Source organism: Corallococcus sp. BB11-1 (genome assembly GCF_026626625.1).
GTDB classification, from domain to species: Bacteria; Myxococcota; Myxococcia; order Myxococcales; family Myxococcaceae; genus Corallococcus; species Corallococcus soli.
In genome coordinates this window covers 771,572-788,989 of the sequence record NZ_JAPNJY010000028.1, presented here as the reverse complement: position 1 = coordinate 788,989, position 17,418 = coordinate 771,572, and the positions used below count along the sequence as shown (strand labels likewise).

11 protein-coding genes are annotated in these 17,418 nt (G+C 71.0%); 8 read left to right on the top strand and 3 right to left on the bottom strand.

The features are described from left to right. Positions 1-61 precede the first annotated feature (61 nt). Positions 62-628, top strand: coding sequence for a hypothetical protein (locus OV207_RS24400; RefSeq protein ID WP_267557559.1), 567 nt, complete (start codon positions 62-64; stop codon positions 626-628). A 9-nt stretch (positions 629-637) separates the two neighbouring features. Here OV207_RS24400 and tesB read toward each other — a convergent pair whose 3' ends face one another. Beyond that, entirely contained in the window at positions 638-1,507 is an 870-nt protein-coding gene (tesB, locus tag OV207_RS24395) for an acyl-CoA thioesterase II (protein ID WP_193429111.1), read from the bottom strand. A 102-nt stretch (positions 1,508-1,609) separates the two neighbouring features. On the opposite strand from tesB, the gene OV207_RS24390 reads away from it, so the two are divergent. The 4 genes from OV207_RS24390 (at position 1,610) to OV207_RS24375 (ending at position 10,015) form a co-directional block, all read left to right on the top strand. Beyond that, the gene (locus OV207_RS24390; RefSeq protein WP_267557558.1) at positions 1,610-3,109 is read left to right on the top strand and encodes an ArnT family glycosyltransferase; all 1,500 of its coding nucleotides are present in this window, start codon (positions 1,610-1,612) and stop codon (positions 3,107-3,109) included. A gap of 221 nt (positions 3,110-3,330) precedes the next feature. Beyond that, a complete protein-coding gene (locus tag OV207_RS24385) occupies positions 3,331-6,894 on the top strand; it encodes an endopeptidase (RefSeq protein WP_267557557.1) in 3,564 nt (1,187 codons plus the stop codon). A 411-nt stretch (positions 6,895-7,305) separates the two neighbouring features. Next, on the top strand, positions 7,306-7,602 hold the full coding sequence (locus OV207_RS24380; RefSeq protein ID WP_267557556.1) for a hypothetical protein: 297 nt from the start codon (positions 7,306-7,308) through the stop codon (positions 7,600-7,602). Between the two features lie 349 nt (positions 7,603-7,951). Further along, a complete protein-coding gene (locus OV207_RS24375; protein ID WP_267557555.1) occupies positions 7,952-10,015 on the top strand; it encodes a M20/M25/M40 family metallo-hydrolase in 2,064 nt (687 codons plus the stop codon). A gap of 68 nt (positions 10,016-10,083) precedes the next feature. Here OV207_RS24375 and OV207_RS24370 read toward each other — a convergent pair whose 3' ends face one another. After that, entirely contained in the window at positions 10,084-13,080 is a 2,997-nt protein-coding gene (locus OV207_RS24370) for an ATP-binding protein (protein ID WP_267557554.1), read from the bottom strand. A 197-nt stretch (positions 13,081-13,277) separates the two neighbouring features. Beyond that, positions 13,278-14,201, bottom strand: a complete 924-nt coding sequence (locus OV207_RS24365; RefSeq protein ID WP_267557553.1) for a LysR family transcriptional regulator — start codon at positions 14,199-14,201, stop codon at positions 13,278-13,280. A 103-nt stretch (positions 14,202-14,304) separates the two neighbouring features. Here OV207_RS24365 and OV207_RS24360 point away from each other — a divergent pair, with 103 nt between their 5' ends. The 3 genes from OV207_RS24360 (at position 14,305) to OV207_RS24350 (ending at position 17,378) form a co-directional block, all read left to right on the top strand. Next, positions 14,305-15,177, top strand: a complete 873-nt coding sequence (locus tag OV207_RS24360; protein WP_267557552.1) for an aldo/keto reductase family oxidoreductase — start codon at positions 14,305-14,307, stop codon at positions 15,175-15,177. 89 nt (positions 15,178-15,266) lie between these two features. Then, a complete protein-coding gene (locus OV207_RS24355) occupies positions 15,267-16,337 on the top strand; it encodes a putative zinc-binding metallopeptidase (protein WP_267557551.1) in 1,071 nt (356 codons plus the stop codon). A gap of 3 nt (positions 16,338-16,340) precedes the next feature. Beyond that, on the top strand, positions 16,341-17,378 hold the full coding sequence (locus tag OV207_RS24350; protein ID WP_267557550.1) for a D-alanine--D-alanine ligase family protein: 1,038 nt from the start codon (positions 16,341-16,343) through the stop codon (positions 17,376-17,378). The last annotated feature ends 40 nt before the right edge of the window (positions 17,379-17,418 follow it).

The following is a 17,418-nucleotide window of genomic DNA, read 5'->3' as shown; positions in this document are numbered from 1 at the left end:
GGTAGGCGCCGGGGCACGCACCGGGATAGGCTTTGCGGCCCACCCCGGAGGAGCCGTCTCCATGCGTTCGTTCGCCGCGCTGTTCGCCGTGTCCCTGATGTCGTCGGCGTGTACGACGACCCATGCCATTCCGAAGTCGGAGCTGGCGCGGCTGGATGGCTTCAAGGACGACAACGCCGCGCTGCTGCGGGAGCTGGGGGACGTGATGCTCAACCGCCCCAACGAGCGCCGGCGCCTGGTGAGGGACGTGGACGGAGAGACGCACGCGTTCACCGCCGACACGCCGCTGGCGCTGGTGGGCCCCGCGACGGAGCCGGAGGGGGCGCGCTTCCAGACGGAGGAGCAGCGCTTCATCCAGGTGGGCGTGGACGCCACCCGCTTCCAGGGCGTGCCCCTCAAGCCGGACGCCGCGCCGCTCGTGGTGCCCATGGCGCGGGTGGAGCACGGCCGGCTGCGCGAGTTCAGCCTGGGCCGGACGCTGCTGCTCACGGGCGCCATCGGCGTCGCGGTGCTCGCGTCGGTGGTGACGCTGGGCATCCTCATCGACCCCACGACGGACGGGGACGGGGACGGTGGCGGAGGCGGCATCGACTTCGACCGCCTGCAGGACCGGGGCCTCCGGTTCTGAGCCCCGCCCTCAGCGCCCGTCCGGACGCTGACGCAGGAGCCCCTCCTGCGCCACGGAGGCCACGAGCCGCCCGTCGCGGGTGAAGACGTGGCCGCGCGCGAGCCCCCGGGCGTTGCCCGACCAGGGGCTCTCCAGCGAGTACAGCAGCCAGTCGTTGACCTTCAGGTCGCCGTGGAACCAGAGCGCGTGGTCCAGGCTGGCCATCTGGAGGCCCGGCTGGAGGAAGCTCACCGCGTGCGGCTGGAGCGCGGTGCCCAGCAGGTTGAAGTCGCTGGCGTACGCGAGCACGCAGCGGTGCACCTGGGCCTCGTCGGGCAGGTCGCCGTCGGCGCGGAACCAGACGTGCTTCACCGGCTCCGCGCGCGTCGGCTCGAAGGGGTCCACGTACGTCACCGGGCGCATCTCGATGGGCCTCGCGGACAGGAACTTCTCGCGGTGGCGCTCCGACATCCGCGCCGAGTGGCGCCCCAGCAGCTCCAGGTCCGTGGGCAGCGACTCCGGAGGCGGCACGTCCGGCATGGTGGCCTGGTGCGTGAAACCCGGTTCGTCCGCCTGGAAGGACGCCATCAACGTGAAGATGGGCTGGCCCTTCTGGATGGCCACGACGCGGCGGGTGGTGAAGCTGCCGCCGTCGCGCACCCGGTCCACCGTGTAGACGACGGGCAGCCCCGCGTCCCCGGGGCGCAGGAAGTAGCCGTGCAGCGAGTGCACCGTGCGCGCGGGCTCCACCGTCTGGCTGGCCGCCGACACCGCCTGCCCCAGCACCTGCCCGCCGAAGAGCTGGCGGAAGCCCAGGTCCTGGCTGGCGCCCCGGAACAGGTTCTCCTCGATGGGCTCCAGCTTGAGGAGCCCCAACAGCTCGTCCAGCACGCGACTCATGGCTCGTCCTCCCGGTTTGACGCACCCCGTCTCTACCCCAGCCCCCGGCCCGGGCGCGCGGCCCAATGTAGAGTGCGGCGCCTTTCCCCTCCGGAGGAGCCCATGGGCCTGCCTTCCCTGCGCGAAGCCGTCCGGCGTCACCCGGGGGCCTGGAGCCTTGGGGCCGCCTTCGCCGCGAGCCTGCTGCTGCGCGGGCTGTACCTCTGGGGGGCGCCGGACCGGGACTGGCCCTTCTCCATCTTCTTCGCGGGCGACGCGCGCTTCTTCCACACCGCCGCGGTGGACCTGGCGCGCGGCCGGGACGCCGCGACCGCCCTGCCCTACCACCCGCCCCTGTTCCCCGCCCTGCTCGGCGGCCTCTACCACCTGCTGGGCGAGCCCAGGGGCAGCGCGCTGCCGTACAAGCTGGCGCTCGCCTGCGTGGGCGCGGCCACCGTGGCCCTGTGCCTGGGCTGGTGGCGGCGGCTGCTGGGCCCCGCGTGGAGCGCGGTCGCCGCGGGGCTGTACGCCACGAGCTTCGGGTGGCTGGTGCTGTCCACCACGTACAGCAATGAAACATTGTCGGCCCTGTGGCTGTGTTTCACCTGCGCGCTGGTGCTCAAGGGGGGCGAATCCCTCTCATGGCCCGCCGCCGTCGCGCTTGGCGCGGTGATGGGCCTGGGCACCCTCACCCGCGCCGAACACCTGGGCCTGTGGCCCTTCCTCCTCGTGTATGCGTGGACGGCGCGCGAGCGGGAGCGGCCCCCGCGGCCCTGGCTGTGGCGCTGGGGCGCGGCGGTGGGCGTGTCCCTGCTGGTGCTGGTGCCGGGCGCGGTGCGCAACCTGGACACGATGCGGACGTTGAACGCACAAGCCCCCCACCTGGAGCCCCTGCCGGAGTGGGTGCCCGTCACCGTGTACGGGCCGCTCAACTTCGCGATGGCGAACCACGCGGGCGCCACCGGCGGCTTCACCCCGGCGCTCATCAACCAGGGCGGCTCCAACGGCCAGTTGGAGCCCTCGCGCCCCGAACACCGCCGCCTGCTGCTGCACGGCTACGCGGAGGGGCTGCGGTGGATGGTGGCCGCGCCCGGCGACGCGGCCCGGCTCGCGTGGACCAAGCTGGACCTGTGGCTGGACGGCCTGCGCCTGGGCGTCGGCGTGTCGGACGTGCCCGGGGGACTGGTGGGCGCCCGCGCCCCGGTGGACGTGTTCGTTCCCGACGACGCGCGCCTCAAGTGGCCGCTCACCGCGCTGCTGCTCGCCGGAATGCTCCTGTCCCTGCGGCCGGCGTTCGCGCCGTTCCGGCTGCTGTCGCTGGTGGTGCTGCACCGGGTGCTCGTCACCCTCGCCTTCTTCGGCTACGCGCGCGGGCTGCTCGTCGTCTTCCCCGCGCTGCTGCCCCTGCTGGTGCTGCCGCTGAAGGTGCTGGCGGAGCGCCGCGCGGCCGTGGCCCGGGGGGCGCCCGTGGTGGCCCTGGCGCTGCTGCTCCTGCTGTGGCTGGAAGCCGCCGTGCTCGCCACGCGCGAGCCGCCCCGCCGCTTCATGGCCAGCGGCAGCACCGACGCCACGAACGGGAAGCTCATCCAGGACGACCGCGTCCGCCTCTGGCCCCAGCCCTGAGCAGGACCCCGGTGGAATACTGCGAGCGGAACAGAACGCTCTGTCAGTGAAATTTTCACCACTGAACATCACAAGCCGCTGGAATCCGGCGGTATTTCGAAATTCTCTCCTACTCAGGAATAGCCGCAATTCATTCTCAAACCGCATCTGCACTAGAGCAGACAGCGCTCCGCCCCGGAGCCCGTTGGTCCCGTCCGACGGCATCATCCGAGGAGACGTGCATGCGCCCCCTGCGGTCCGCAGTCTGTTGTCTGGCCCTCCTGGTCTCATCCACGACGTACGCGGTCCAACCCCCTCAACCCGCGCAGCAGGGCGCGGTGGCGAAGAAGGCGTTCTTCAAGCCGGACCTGTACCTGCCCATCCAGAACGTGCCGTTGGAGAAGGCGCGCACGCTGATGCCGCGCGTGAGCGCGGACAGGTGGGCGGGGTTCCTGGCCCGCAGCGGCGGCAACGTGCAGGTGTACGTGGATCCGCTGTCCGGCACGGCCACGGGCATCCAGGGCAGCTTCCCGCTCATCCCCGGTGACGGCTTCCGCAACGCCGTCACGCTCAACGACGTGCGCCAGGGGCTGGGCCGCTCGGTGGGGAGCGTGGACGAGGCGGTGGTCGGCGAGCTCGTCTTCAAGTTCATCGCGGACAACCAGGACGCGCTCGGCGTGGACCTGATGCAGCTGGGCGCCCCCCGGGTGACGGCGGTGACGGACTCGCTGTGGCAGGTGCACATCCCGCAGGTGGTGCGGGGCGTGCCGGTGCGCCACGGCCGCATCGCGGCCACCATCAGCCACGGCAACCTGGTGCTGCTGGGCACGGAGTCGTGGGCCAACGTGGCCATCGACGTGAAGCCCACGCTGGGGGCGTCGCAGGCGCTGGGCGCGGGAGCCACGTTCCTGGGCCAGTCGCTGACGCCCACGAGCCTCTGGCAGCAGCCCACGCTGGAAGTGACGCCGTTCGCGCGCACGGGGGCGGCGTTCGGCCAGGGCTACGGCCACGCGCTGGTGTGGAGCTACGGCTTCTCCAACCCCGGTGAGAACGAGCGATGGAAGGTGACGGTGGACGCGAACTCCGGCGAGGTGCTCGCCGTGGAGGACGACAACCACTACCTGGACGCGCAGCTGAAGGGCGGCGTGTACCCGTCCACCAACGTGGGCACGTGCGCGTCCAACGCGACGTGCGGCACGATGCAGCCGGACTCCCCCATGCCGTGGGCCAACACCGGCTTCGCGGCGCCCAACAACTTCACCGACGGCGCGGGCATCTACAACTACAGCGCCGGCAACGTCACCACGACGCTCGCGGGCAAGTACGTGCGGATCGCCGACAACTGCGGCGCCATCAACGTGAGCTCCGCCACGGGCAGCATCAACCTGGGCGGCGTGAACAACGACCACGACTGCACGGTGCCCGCGGGCACCTCCGCGGGCAATACGGCGGCGGCGCGCTCCAGCTTCTACGAGCTGAACAAGATCACCGAGGTGGCCCGCGGCTGGCTGCCCACCAACACCTGGCTGCAGAGCCAGCTGCTCTCCAACGTGAACATCAACAGCACCTGCAACGCGTTCTGGAACGGCAGCTCGGTGAACTTCTACCGCAGCGGCGGCGGGTGCCGGAACACGGGTGAGATTGGCGCCGTGTTCGACCACGAGTGGGGCCACGGCATGGACGACTTCGACGCCAACGGCTCGCTGTCCAACTCCAGCGAGGGCTACGCGGACATCGCCGCCATCCTGCGCCTGCAGACCTCCTGCGTGGGCTACGGCTTCTTCCAGACGACGAACACCGGCTGCGGCCTGACGCCGGACGGCTCCGGCTACAACCAGCAGGAGGCGCAGGTGGCCGGCAAGTCCTGGTGCAACCTGCGCTGCTCCGGCGTGCGGGACGCGGACTGGGCGGCGAGCGCGCCGAACATCCCCGCCACGCCGCAGAACTTCACCTGCCAGATGTGCTCCTCCGGCAGCGGCCCGTGCAGCAAGCAGGTGCACTGCGCGGCTTCCCCCGTGCGTCAGGCGGCCTGGGACCTGGTGACGCGCGACCTCACCGCGGCGCCCTTCAACTACACCTCCAACGACGCGTTCCTGCTGGGCAACAAGCTGTTCTACCAGGGCTCCGGCAACGTGGGCACCTGGCACGCCTGCAACTGCTCCGCCGGCACGTCCGACGGCTGCGGCGCCACCAACGGCTACATGCAGTGGCTGGCGGCGGACGACGACAACGGCAACCTGGCGGACGGCACCCCGCACATGACGGCCATCTACGCGGCCTACAACCGCCACAACATCGCCTGCTCCACGCCCGCCCCCACCAACGGCGGCTGCGCGGCCGGCCCCACCGCCGCGCCCGTCACCACGGCCACCCCGGGCGACGGCCAGGTGGGCCTGTCGTGGACCGCTTCGGCGGGCGCCAACCAGTACTGGGTGATGAAGACGGAGGGCTTCGCGGGCTGTGACTTCGGCAAGGCGCGCGTGGCCACCGTCACCGGCACCAGCTACACGGACCCGGAGGTCGCCAACGGGCGGCAGTACTGCTACTCGGTCGTGCCCGCGAGCAGCAACGCGTGCTTCGGCCAGGCGAGCACCTGCACCTGCACCACGCCGTCCTGCGCCGCGCCCGGCGCGCCCGCGCTGTCCACCCCCGCCTCCGGCGCCACCGGCGTGGAGCTGCTCACGGTGCTGGACTGGGCGGACGTGACGGGCGTGGCCGGCTACGAGGTGCAGGTGGCGACGGACAGCGCGTTCACCAACGTGGTGCGCAGCGCCAACTCGCTGGTCACCAGCACCTGGACGGTGTCCCCCGGCCTGTCGGCCACCACCGCCTACTACTGGCGCGTGCGCGCGCTCAACTCGTGCGGCGGCACCAGCGGCTGGTCCGCGGCGCGCAGCTTCACCACGCGCGGCTGCGTCAACCTGGCGGCGCCCACGCTGACGTCGCCCGCCAGCGGCGCCACCGGCGTCGCCCTGGCCCCCGCGCTGGACTGGACGGACGTGGCGAGCGCTTCGGCCTACGACGTCCAGGTGGCGACGGACAGCGCGTTCACCAACGTGGTGCGCAGCACCACCGGCCTGGGCTCCAGCGCATGGAACGTGACGCCCGGCCTGTCCAACCTCACGACGTACTACTGGCGCGCGCGCGCCACGGACAACTGCGGCGCGAGCGCGTACAGCGCCGCCTCCAGCTTCACCACCACCAACGTCTGCACCCCCGTGGTCGCCACCTACAACGCCAACATCCGCGTGCCCGCCTGCGGCTCGGTGTGCGGCTGTGACACCGGCCCCACGCTCGTCAACGGGCGCGGTTCCATGGCCACCGGCGCGGAGCCCAACCGGCCCAACACGCTGGGCGCGACGTGCGCGGACGGCAACTCCGGCGGCTACCACACGGATGAGAGCATCGACCGGGTGTCGCTCAAGACGGTGGACCAGGGCCTCATCACCCCGGGCAAGCAGCTCACGGTGGACGTGACGGTGTGGTGCTACGGCACCACGGACCAGTTGGACCTGTACTACACGACGAACACCACCACGCCCTCATGGACGACCGTCACCACCGCCCAGGCCTGCACCGCGGTGGGGCTCAAGACGTTCTCCATCCCGGTGACGGTGGGCGCCACCACCGGCCAGCACGCGGTGCGCGCGCAGTTCCGCTTCGGCGGCTCCGCCTCCAGCACCTGCGTCACGGGCTCGTTCAACGACCGTGACGACCTGGCCTTCAGCGTCGTGTCCGCGGTGGCCGCGTCCCCCACGGGCCCGGCCACGAAGCAGGTCCAGGGTCGCACCGTGACGGCGCGGTAGTCGCGCCACGCGCGAAGTCGCCTCGCGCGCCAGGGGCTCCCGGATCATCCCGGGGGCCCCTGGCGTCACTCCCGCCCGACGCGACACCCGCCACCTCCAGCACCGCCTTCTCGAAGCGCTTGCTTGCTTCAAGGTCCCGGAGCGGGAGGTGGACGTGCTCGAACAAACGGCCCCGGTGCGGCTCCGTGGACAGCCTCCTTCTGGGTGTTTCCCACTTTCTGCGTGTCCAACAATCGGCAGACACCCACCCATCAAACCTGCAATTCGCGCATGTCAAGGTGGGGGCGCCCGGTAAGTCCCGGAAGCGGAAAGGACCTTCCGCAAAAGGGTGGGCACCTGGCGGCGGGCGGACACAGGTTCATGCGATAGTGCGCGCCGCTTCGTTGTTCTTGCCTTCAGGAGGGTGACGCGATGTTCATCGAAATCATCGTCATGCCCCGCGAAGAGCGGTCATCGGCACGTCGCGCCCCCGAGCGGCGCGGCAGGGACGTGCTGGCCCGGGCCTGGCAGGAGGAAGGCAAGGCCTTCCACGGCGCCGTGCTGGAGTTCATCAAGGCACATCACCTGCTGGGCGCGGTGAAGTGGATGAGCGAACCGGGGATGCTGCCCCAGGTGACGCTCATCGCCACCGAGCGCGTGCTGGAGAAGCTCAAGTCCGAGCCCCGCTTCGAAGCCGGTCGTTCGCTGGCGTTGAACCTCCAGACCTGACGCGCGGCGCCTACCCCCTTTCCGTCCCCGCCTGTTCCAAGACACCGCGAAATGTTTCCGCGCGCGCCCGCGCATGGCCCGGGTGCGTCATGGCCATGGCGCCGCGTGGCGCCACCGCTCAGCGACTGCGGCTTTGCCTGTCTCATCCTGTTTCACGCTGCTGTCCGCCTTGACGGCCACGTCTTGATTTCCCCAGGATGCGCTCCCAACCCACGGGGTCCAGGACGCTGCCGTCCGGGACGGACGTGGGCGGTCTTTCACCGTGCCATTTCTCACCTCGGTTCCCCCTGAGCAGCGGGCACGGGTGGCGTTCACGCAGGGCGTGCCTCGCCTGCAATCGGAGCGGAACATGCGTTTGAAGAAGCTGGCCCCCGTCGTTTTGTCGCTGTGCTGCGCCACCGCCTCCGCCCAGGAGGCGCGCGAGAAGGAGGTCTACATCTCCGTGGGCTCGGAGGCGCTGGACGCCCTGCGCACGTCGTTCCGCGCGTCGGGTGAGGCCGTGCCCACGCTGGTGCGCGAGGCGAACGGCGTGAGCGTGCTCAAGCTGCGCGAGTCGCAGCTGGGGGACGTGTCCAAGCTGATGCACGACAAGTACCACCGGTGCGCGGGCTTCCTCACGCACGACACGCAGGAGGCGGCGCTGGCGGTGCTGGCGCCCGTGCAGCCGGCCATCAACCCGTCGCTGGTGAGCTACACGCTGGACAACGCGGCGGTGGTCAGCTCGCTGTACTCCGGCCTCCAGGAGTCCAGCCTGCGCAGCACCATCACGCAGCTGTCCAGCTACACGAACCGCTACTACAAGGGCTCGGCCAGCTCCGTGCAGGCGTCCAACTGGCTGCGGGACACGTGGCTGTCCTACGCGGCGGGCCGCAGCGACGTGAACGTGCAGCTGTACACGCACGCCACCTGGGATCAGCCCTCCGTCATCGCCACCGTCACGGGCACCCTGCTGCCCAACGAGGTGGTGGTGATTGGCGGCCACCTGGACTCCATCAACCTCAACGTGGGCTCCTCCAGCCGCCCCACCGCGACGGCGCCGGGCGCGGATGACGACGCCTCCGGCGTGGCCACCCTCTCCGAGGTGTTCCGCGTCGCGATGGCCAAGGGCTACAAGCCGGCGCGCACGGTGAAGTTCATGGCGTACGCGGCGGAGGAGGTGGGCCTGCTGGGCTCGCAGGCCATCGCGCAGGCGCACAAGGCGGCGAACACCAACGTGGTGGGCGTGCTCCAGCTGGACATGACCAACTACCGCGGCTCCACGGTGGAGGTGACGATCGTCACCGACAACACCAACGCGGCGCAGAACGCGTTCCTGGGCAACCTCATCGACACGTACACGGGCTATTCGCGCTCCAACATCACGTGCGGCTACGGCTGCTCGGACCACGCGTCGTGGACCAGCGCGGGCTACCCGGCGTCCATCCCGTTCGAAGCGACGATGAGCCAGGACAACCCGTACATCCACACGGCCAACGACACGCTGGCCAACAGCACGGACGGGCAGAGCGGCAACAACGCGAACAACGCGCTGAAGTTCGCGCGCATCGCGGCCGCGTACCTGGCGGAGCTGGGCAAGGGCACCATCCCCGGCCTGCCCACGGACACCCAGGCCCCCACGGTGTCGCTCACCACGCCGACGAACGGCGGCACGGTGACGGGCACGGTGACCCTGGCCGCGACGGCCAGCGACAACGTGGGCGTCAACAAGGTGGAGTTCTTCGTGGACGGCACCATCCGGGGCACGGACTTCACGTCCCCCTACACCTTCGCGTGGGACAGCCGCACGGTGGCCAACGGCAGCCACACCTTCGCGGCGAAGGCGTCCGACAGCGCGGGCAACGCCACCACCACGAGCACGACCACGGCGACGGTGTCCAACGTGTCCACGTCCGGCACGTATGACGCCACCTACAGGACGCTGCGTTGCAGCGCGGTGGCCGCCACCTGCGACAGCGGCACGGCGTTCAAGGGCCGCGGGGCCATGAGCCCGGCGGAGACGAGCGCGCCCAACACGCTCAGGGGCACCTGCGTCGACGGCAGCAGCGGCACCTTCCACAGCGACGAGTCCAACGACGCGCTCAAGGTGTCCACCGTGGACGGCAGCAACTTCGCCCCCGGCAAGCAGGTGAAGGTGGAGGCCACGGTGTGGGCCTACGCCAGCCCGTCGTCGGACCGCCTGGACCTGTACTACACGGCCAACGCCAGCGCGACGACGCCGGTCTGGACGCTCATCACCACCATCACCCCGACGGCCGCGGGCGCCCAGACGCTGTCCGCCACGTACACGCTGCCCTCGGGCGCCAACCAGGCCGTGCGCGCGCAGTTCCGCTACGGCAGCGGCAGCCCCTCCGGGCCGTGCGTGTCCAACGAGTACAACGACCGCGACGACCTGGTGTTCACCGTCGGGCAGTGAGTCACGCACCCTGACGTGAAGTCCCTGTAGGGGGGCCTGGGCCGTGCGCCCGGGTCCCCCTTTCTTCGTCACGCCGCCGGGAGTCCCCGCAGGGGCAGCTCCACCATGAAGGTGGACCCCGCGCCCGGGGCGCTGTCCACGGAGATGCGGCCGCCGTGCGCCTCCACCACCTGGCGGGCAATCCAGAGGCCCAGGCCCAGGCCCCCGTAGTTGCGGGCGGGCACCGCGCGCTCGAAGCGCTCAAAGATGCGCGCGCGGTCCTCCGGGCTGATGCCAATGCCCTCGTCGCGCACGATGACGCGCGCGGTGCCATCTTCAGAGGCCACGCGCACCGCGATGGGCCGGCCCTGGCCATACCTGGCCGCGTTCGACAGCAGGTTCGTCATCACCTGTTCGATGCGCAGTCGATCATACCGGCCGACGAGCGGCGTCCCCGCCTCCAGCGTCACCGTGACGCCCAGCCGCTCCACCTCGTCGCGCAGCCGCGCCACGGCGTCGCCCACCACGGAGGTGAGGTCCACGTCGATCAGGTCCAGCGCCAGCCGGCCCGTGGTGAGCTGGGACACGTCCAGCAGCGTCTCCATCAGCGCGTGCAGCCGCTGCACCTGCCGGCCCGCGGACTCCAGCGGGCTCCTCGCCCGGCCCAGCGCCTCCTCGCCCAGGCTGCGCTCCAGCCGCTCCAGGTGGAGCCGGAAGGCGGCCAGCGGCGTCTTCAGCTCGTGGCTCGCCACCGCCAGGAAGTCGTCGCGGGCCTGGAGGCTCTCGCGCAGCGACGCGGCGAGCAGTTCCTGGCGCACGGCTTCACGGCGCATGCGCGCCAGCTCCAGCATGGAGCGCACCCGCGCCACCAGCTCCCGGGCGCTGAAGGGCTTCACCAGGTAGTCATCCGCGCCCGCCTCCAGCCCCTCCACCGCCGCCTCCTCGCCAGCGCGCGCGGACAGCATCACCACCGGGACGGCGCGCGTGGCGGGCACCTCCCGCAGCGCGCGCAGCAGGCCGAAGCCGCCCAGCCTGGGCATCATCACGTCCGTCAGCACCAGGTCCGGGACGCTCGCGTGCGCGGCCTCCAGCGCCGCCTGTCCGTCCGCCACCAGCGTCACGTCGAAGGAGGGCGACAGCACGCGCTGCGCGTACTCGCGCATGTCCGCGTTGTCGTCCGCCACCAGCACGCGGGGCCGCTGGGCTTCTGGCGGCGGCCCCGACAGCCCCTGCGCCCCGGGCGACGGGAGGACGGACGCGGGCGCGGCTTCGGGGTCCGACCAGCGCTCGGACTCCTGGAGGTAGGGGCGCGCGCCCGTGGCGGTGGACGCGTGCTCGCGTGGGGCGAGGATGCGCTCGGCGGGCAGGTGGACGCTTCCCCGGGGGATGCGGACGGTGAAGGTGCTGCCCTCGTCCACCACGCTGTCCACCCGCACGTCGCCGCCGTGCTGCGCCACCAGCTCGCTCACCAGCGCCAGCCCGATGCCGGTGCCCTCGTGGGTGCGCCCCCGCGCGTTGTGCACGCGGTGGAAGCGCTCGAAGAGGTGGGGCAGCTCCTGGGCCGGGATGCCGGTGCCGGTGTCGGTGACGCGCAGGAGGACGGCGTCGTCGGTGGCCGTCAGCCGCACGGTGAGCGAGCCCGTGAAGGTGAACTTGAGCGCGTTGGAGAGCAGGTTGAAGACAACCTTCTCCCACATCTGCCGGTCCACGTAGACGGGCTCCGGCAGGGGCGGGCAGTCCACGACGAAGGCCAGCCCCGTGCGCTCCACGGCGGAGCGGAAGTGGCTGGCCAGGTCCTGCGTGAGCGCGGCCAGGTCCGTGGGCTCGAAGCACGAATCGATGCGCCCCGCCTCCAGCCGGCTGAAGTCCAGCAGCGTGTTCACCAGCCGCAGCAGACGGCCCGCGTTGCGGTGCACCACCTCCAGGTCCTGCCGGGCGGCCTCCGTCACGGGTCCCCGCGCGAGCACGTCCTCCAGCGGCCCCAGCATCAGCGTGAGCGGCGTGCGGAACTCGTGGGAGATGTTGTGGAAGAAGGCCGTCTTCGCCCGGTCCAGCTCCGCCAGTTGTTCGGAGCGCCGCCGCTCCTCCTCGTAGGCCCGGGCGTTGCGCAGCGCCACCGCCACCTGGGAGGCCATCAGCTCGCAGAACGACGCATGGCCTTCATCGAAGGCGCGGTTGGGTGACAGCCCCGTGACGAGCACGCCCAGGGGCGCGGCGGTGCCCGCCCCCGCGAGCGACTGGAGGAGCAGCGAACCCACCGCGTCCCCGAAGGGCCCGCCCTTCAGCGACAGCCGCGACTCCAGGCCGTCCCGGCGCACGCGCTCCCCCGCCAGGGCGCGCAGGAAGGAGGCCGCCTCCGGGGCATCCGGCTCCAACGCGAGGGTTTCGGGGCTCAGGGGGCCCCCCCGCTCCAGGCCCGCGGCCCCGCTCAACGTCAGCGACCGGCCGTCCGCGGAGCGCAGGTAGAGCAGCGCGAAGGGCACGTCCAGCGGGTGCCCGGCCATGGCGGACATCAGGTCCGCGCACGTCTTCGCCACGCTGCGCGTATCCGACGCCCGGGCGGACAGGTCGCGCAAGAGCCGCATGCGCCGGCTGCTCAGCACCTGCTGCGTCACCTCCGCGCACACCGCCAGCATGCCGCCAATGGCGCCCGCGTCGTCGAAGGCGGGCGCGTGGCTGACGTCGAAGTAGGACTCCTCCCGGTAGCCGCTGCGCTCCAGCAGCAGCATGAGCGCCGGCACCCAGCTGGCGACGCCGGTGGTCATCGCCTCCATGACCAGCGGCCCCAGCGCGTCCCACGCCTCCGCCAGCGTGCCCCGGATGTCCGTGCCCAGCGCGCCCGGGTGCTTGTCGCCAATCACCGCCGAATAGGCGTCGTTGTAGAACTGGCTGAGCTCCGGGCCCCACGTGAGGATCATGGGGTAGCGCGAACCGAGCAGCGTCTTCACGAGCACCTTGAGGCTCGTCGGCCAGGAAGCCACGGGGCCCACCGGGGTCGAAGCCCAGTCGTGCGCACGCACGAGCGCGTGCATCTGACTGCTCCCCGTGAAGAGGACTTCCGGGCCGGGAGGGACTGCCTGACTCATGTTCCGTGGAGCTCCGTGGATGGGGGAGACCGGTCCCTATGGTGACTCCCTGGGGTTTCCCACTGGAAAAATGCCCACTTGTCCGGGGCCGGCCACCCTGCCCGCCCGCTGCCTGCATGCCCTGCGTCCTGCCCGCTCGCCAGCCTTGATGCGGGTCAGCCAGGGAGAGGGGCGCTTCACGCCGAGCGCGCCGGAGTTCAGCGTTTGTCACGTCGGCGAGCTTGCGACTGCATCGACTTCACGAAGTCCACGAAGGCACGCAGCGGCGTCGGCAGGTGCTGACGACTGGGGTAGTAGAGAAAGGGCCCGGAGAAGCTCATCCACCAGGGTTGGAGCACGGGAACCAGCGCTCCCCGGTCGATGAAGGGACGTAGCCAATCCTCGAACAGATAGACGATCCCGCTCCCCGCCACGGCGGCATCCACGGCAAGCTCCATGGTTCCACCGAAACCGACGATCAGCGGGCCCTTCGGCTCGACCTTGGTCGTCACTCCGTCGCGTTCGAATTCCCACGGGTGCAGCGGCCCGTTCGTGGAGCGCCAGCGCAAGCAATCATGTTCGAGCAGCTCACGCGGATGCGTGGGACGACCGCGGCGAGAAAGGTATGCGGGTGACGCGGCCGTCGCGAAGCGCTGGACGCGCGGACCGATGGGAACCGCCACCATGTCCTTTTCGAGCCACTCTTCGTAGCGGATGCCGGCGTCGAAGCCTTCGGCGACCACGTCGACGCTGCGCTCCTCCGCGGTCACTTCGAGGCAGATGTCGGGGTACTTCGCGAGGAAGGGCGGCACGATGTGAGGGAGGACGAGCCGTGCGGCGGCGGTCGGCACGTTGAGCCTCAGACGACCCGCGGGGCGATCCCGGAAGTCGTTGACCACGTCCAGCGCGGCGCGCACCTCACTGAACGCCGGGGTGATCCGCTCGAGCAGGCGCGCGCCTGCGTCGGTGGGTGTGACGCTGCGGGTGGTGCGATGGAGCAGCCGGACTCCGAGCCGGGCTTCCAGCCGACGAACCGCGTCGCCCATGCGCGACGCGCTCGTGCCCGCCGCACGGGCGGCGCTGCGAAAGCCGCCCTCACGGGCGACCGTCAAGAACGCTGTGAGGTCCGCGAGTTCATCCATGGACTGTGCAGATTACCGCTCAGCCCGTGCAGATTATAGTGGCCCGTCGCGCAGCGGGTCCTTCGTAGGTTCCGTGACGAAGCCCATCTTCAAAGGACCCGTCATGACCGACCTCCACATCGCAGACAGCTACCGCCTCGGCGCTCACACCGTTCGTCGCCTCGGCTACGGCGCCATGCAGCTCGCCGGCCCCGGTGTCTTCGGCCCCCCCAGGGATCGCAAGGCCGCCGTCGCCGTGCTGCGAGAGGCCATCGCCCAGGGCGTCAACCACGTCGACACCAGCGACATCTACGGTCCCCACGTCACGAACGAGCTCATCCGCGAGGCGCTGCATCCGTATCGCGAGGGCCTGGTCATCGCCACGAAGGTCGGTGCCGTACGCGGCCCGTCGGGGTCGTGGGAGCCCGCCCTCTCCGCCACCGACATCGAGCGCGCGGTTCACGACAACCTCCGCAACCTGGGCCTGGACGTGCTCGACGTCGTGAACCTTCGCGCGATGTTCAGCGCCCATGGCCCGGCGGAGGGCTCCATCGAAGCGCCGCTGACCGCGCTCGCCGAACTTCAGCGACGCGGGCTGATTCGACACATCGGCCTGAGCAACGTCACGGCCGCGCAGATCGCGGAGGGACGCAGGCTCACGGAGATCGTGTGCGTGCAGAACCACTACAACCTGACGCACCGAAACGACGACGCCGTCATCGACGAGCTCGCCGCGCTCCGCATCGCGTACGTGCCCTTCTACCCGCTCGGCGGGTTCTCACCGCTCCAGTCCAGCACGCTCGACACGGTGGCCGCACGGCTCGGGGCGACGCCGATGCAGGTGGCGCTCGCGTGGCTCTTGCGTCGCTCGCCCAACGTGCTGCTCATCCCTGGCACGTCCTCGCTCGCGCACCTCGCGGAGAACCTCGCGAGCGCCTCCATCGTCTTGAGCGCCGGGGACCTGACCACGCTGAACGGGCTTGCCGAGCACTCCTGATCCATCCCTTCAAGGGCTCGGCCGGCCGGCTGCTTCACGACGCTCGCCGGGCTGTCCATCCCCGGGCTCGATTCCTACCTATCGAAGGGATGATGCCATCCCCCCAGCCCGAGTCGCGGCTGCTGCGCGAGAAACACCCCACCGAGGGCAGCGACGGCCGCGGCCGGCTGTCACCCCGGCGCGAGGCGCTGCTCCAGGCGCGCATCAAGGACCTGTCCCTGCGGCTCGCCGGCACGCCGCTGGAGCGTTACATCGCGCAGCTGCACGCGGAGCTGGAGGCGAAGGGGCTGTCGTTCAAACCCCAGTGCTACCTGTCCGACGAATGGGGCTGTCCGTCGGGGGTGCCCGTCATCGGCCTGCCCTTCTACCTGGCGGATCCGGACCTGCTGTCCATCGAGGCGGAGCTGGGGGGCAGCGCGGAGACGGAGGCGGAGATCCTCATGTACCTGCGCCACGAGGCCGGCCACGCCTTCAACTACGCCTACCGCCTCTATGAGACGGACGCGTGGCGCCGCGTGTTCGGCGACTACGGGCGGCCGTACCAGGACGACTACAAGCCCCGGCCCTTCTCCCGCCGCTACGTCTTCCACATCGCCGGGTGGTACGCGCAGAAGCACCCGGACGAGGACTTCGCGGAGACCTTCGCCGTGTGGCTCACGCCGGGCAGCGACTGGAAGAAGCGCTACCAGGGCTGGGGGGCGCTCAAGAAGCTGGAGTACGTGGAGGACGTCGCGAAGCGCCTGGGCCGCGCGCCCGCCCTGGTGCGGCTGGCCCAGCCGGACCTCACCACGGAGGAGATGGAGGGCACCGTCCAGGAGCACTACCGCCAGCGCGAGCTGGACGAGAAGGTGGACCTGGAGCTGCGCAACGCCTTCGACCACGCGCTGGAGGACATCTTCTGGGGCCCGGGCGAGGCCCCCGTGAGCGCGACGACGCTGGTGCAGGCGGAGCGACAGCGCCTGCTGTCCACGGTGGGCCACTACTCCGGCGTGGGCCGGGGCGTGGTGCGGGCCCTGGTGGACCACCTGTCGGAGCGCACCGCCGCGCTGGACCTCACCCTGCACCCGAACGACAGCCGCGAGGCGGCGATGCAGTTGGCCTCGCTCGTCACGGTGCTGGCGATGAACTACCTGCACACCGACCGCTTCTTCGAGGACTGAGACATGCCCCAGGAGTGCTTCCGCATCGCCGTCCTCCACTACCAGCCGAAGGACGAACCTCCCGACGCCGTCGTGACGCAGGTGAGCGCCGCCCTGCGCGCGGGCGGCCACGAGCCCGTGGACGTGCGCGTGGACGAGAGCGTGTCGGACCTGGTGCGGCTCGTCACCCGCGCCAGGGCGGACCTCGTGTTCAACCTGTGCGAGACCTTCGCGGAGGACTACCGCCTGGAGGTCAACGTCGCCGCGGTGCTGGAGCTGGCGCGCATGCCCTTCACCGGCTCCGGCACGGCGGGGCTGCTGCTGGCGCAGGACAAGGTGCTCACCAAGCAGCTGCTCCAGTTCCACGGCGTGCTCACGCCGCGCTTCGCCACCTTCGACGGGCTGTCGTTCCAGACGAGCGGGGACCTGTCCTTCCCGCTGGTCGTGAAGCCCGCGCGCTCGGATGCGTCCCTGGGGCTGGGCGTGGAGAAGGACATGGAGGGGCTGGCGCGGCGGGTGAAGAAGATCCGCGAGGAGTACGACGACGAGGCGCTGGCGGAGGAGTTCATCGAGGGCCGGGAGCTGTACGTCGGCGTGGTGGGCGACGCCGCGCGCCCGGAGGTGCTGCCGGTGGTGGAGCTGGACTTCGGCTCCCGGTGGAACCGCAAGCGGATGAAGATCGCCAACCGCGAGGTGAAGTTCGCTCCGGAGTCGCCGGGCAGCCCCCACCTCGTGCTGCCCACGGACCTGTCGGATGAGCTCCAGGGCCGCATCGGGCGCGCGGCGGTGACGGCCTTCCGCGCGCTCAAGCTGCGCGACTACGCCCGCATCGACTTCCGCGTCTCCAGCCGCACCAACGAGCCCTACCTGCTGGAGGTGAACCCCAACCCCTACCTGGAGACCCAGTGCGAGGTGGCCCTGGGGGCGAAGCAGCGCGGCATGGGCTACGACGCCCTGGTCCAGCGCATCGTGGACACGGCGGCGAAGCGCCACGGCCTGCGCGGCGCGAAGCGGCGCGCCCCCGGGGCGCCCCACCCGGCCGAGCCCGCCGCCCCCCACTGACGGCTGCCGGGCAGCCGGCCCGGATTCCGGTGGCCCCGCC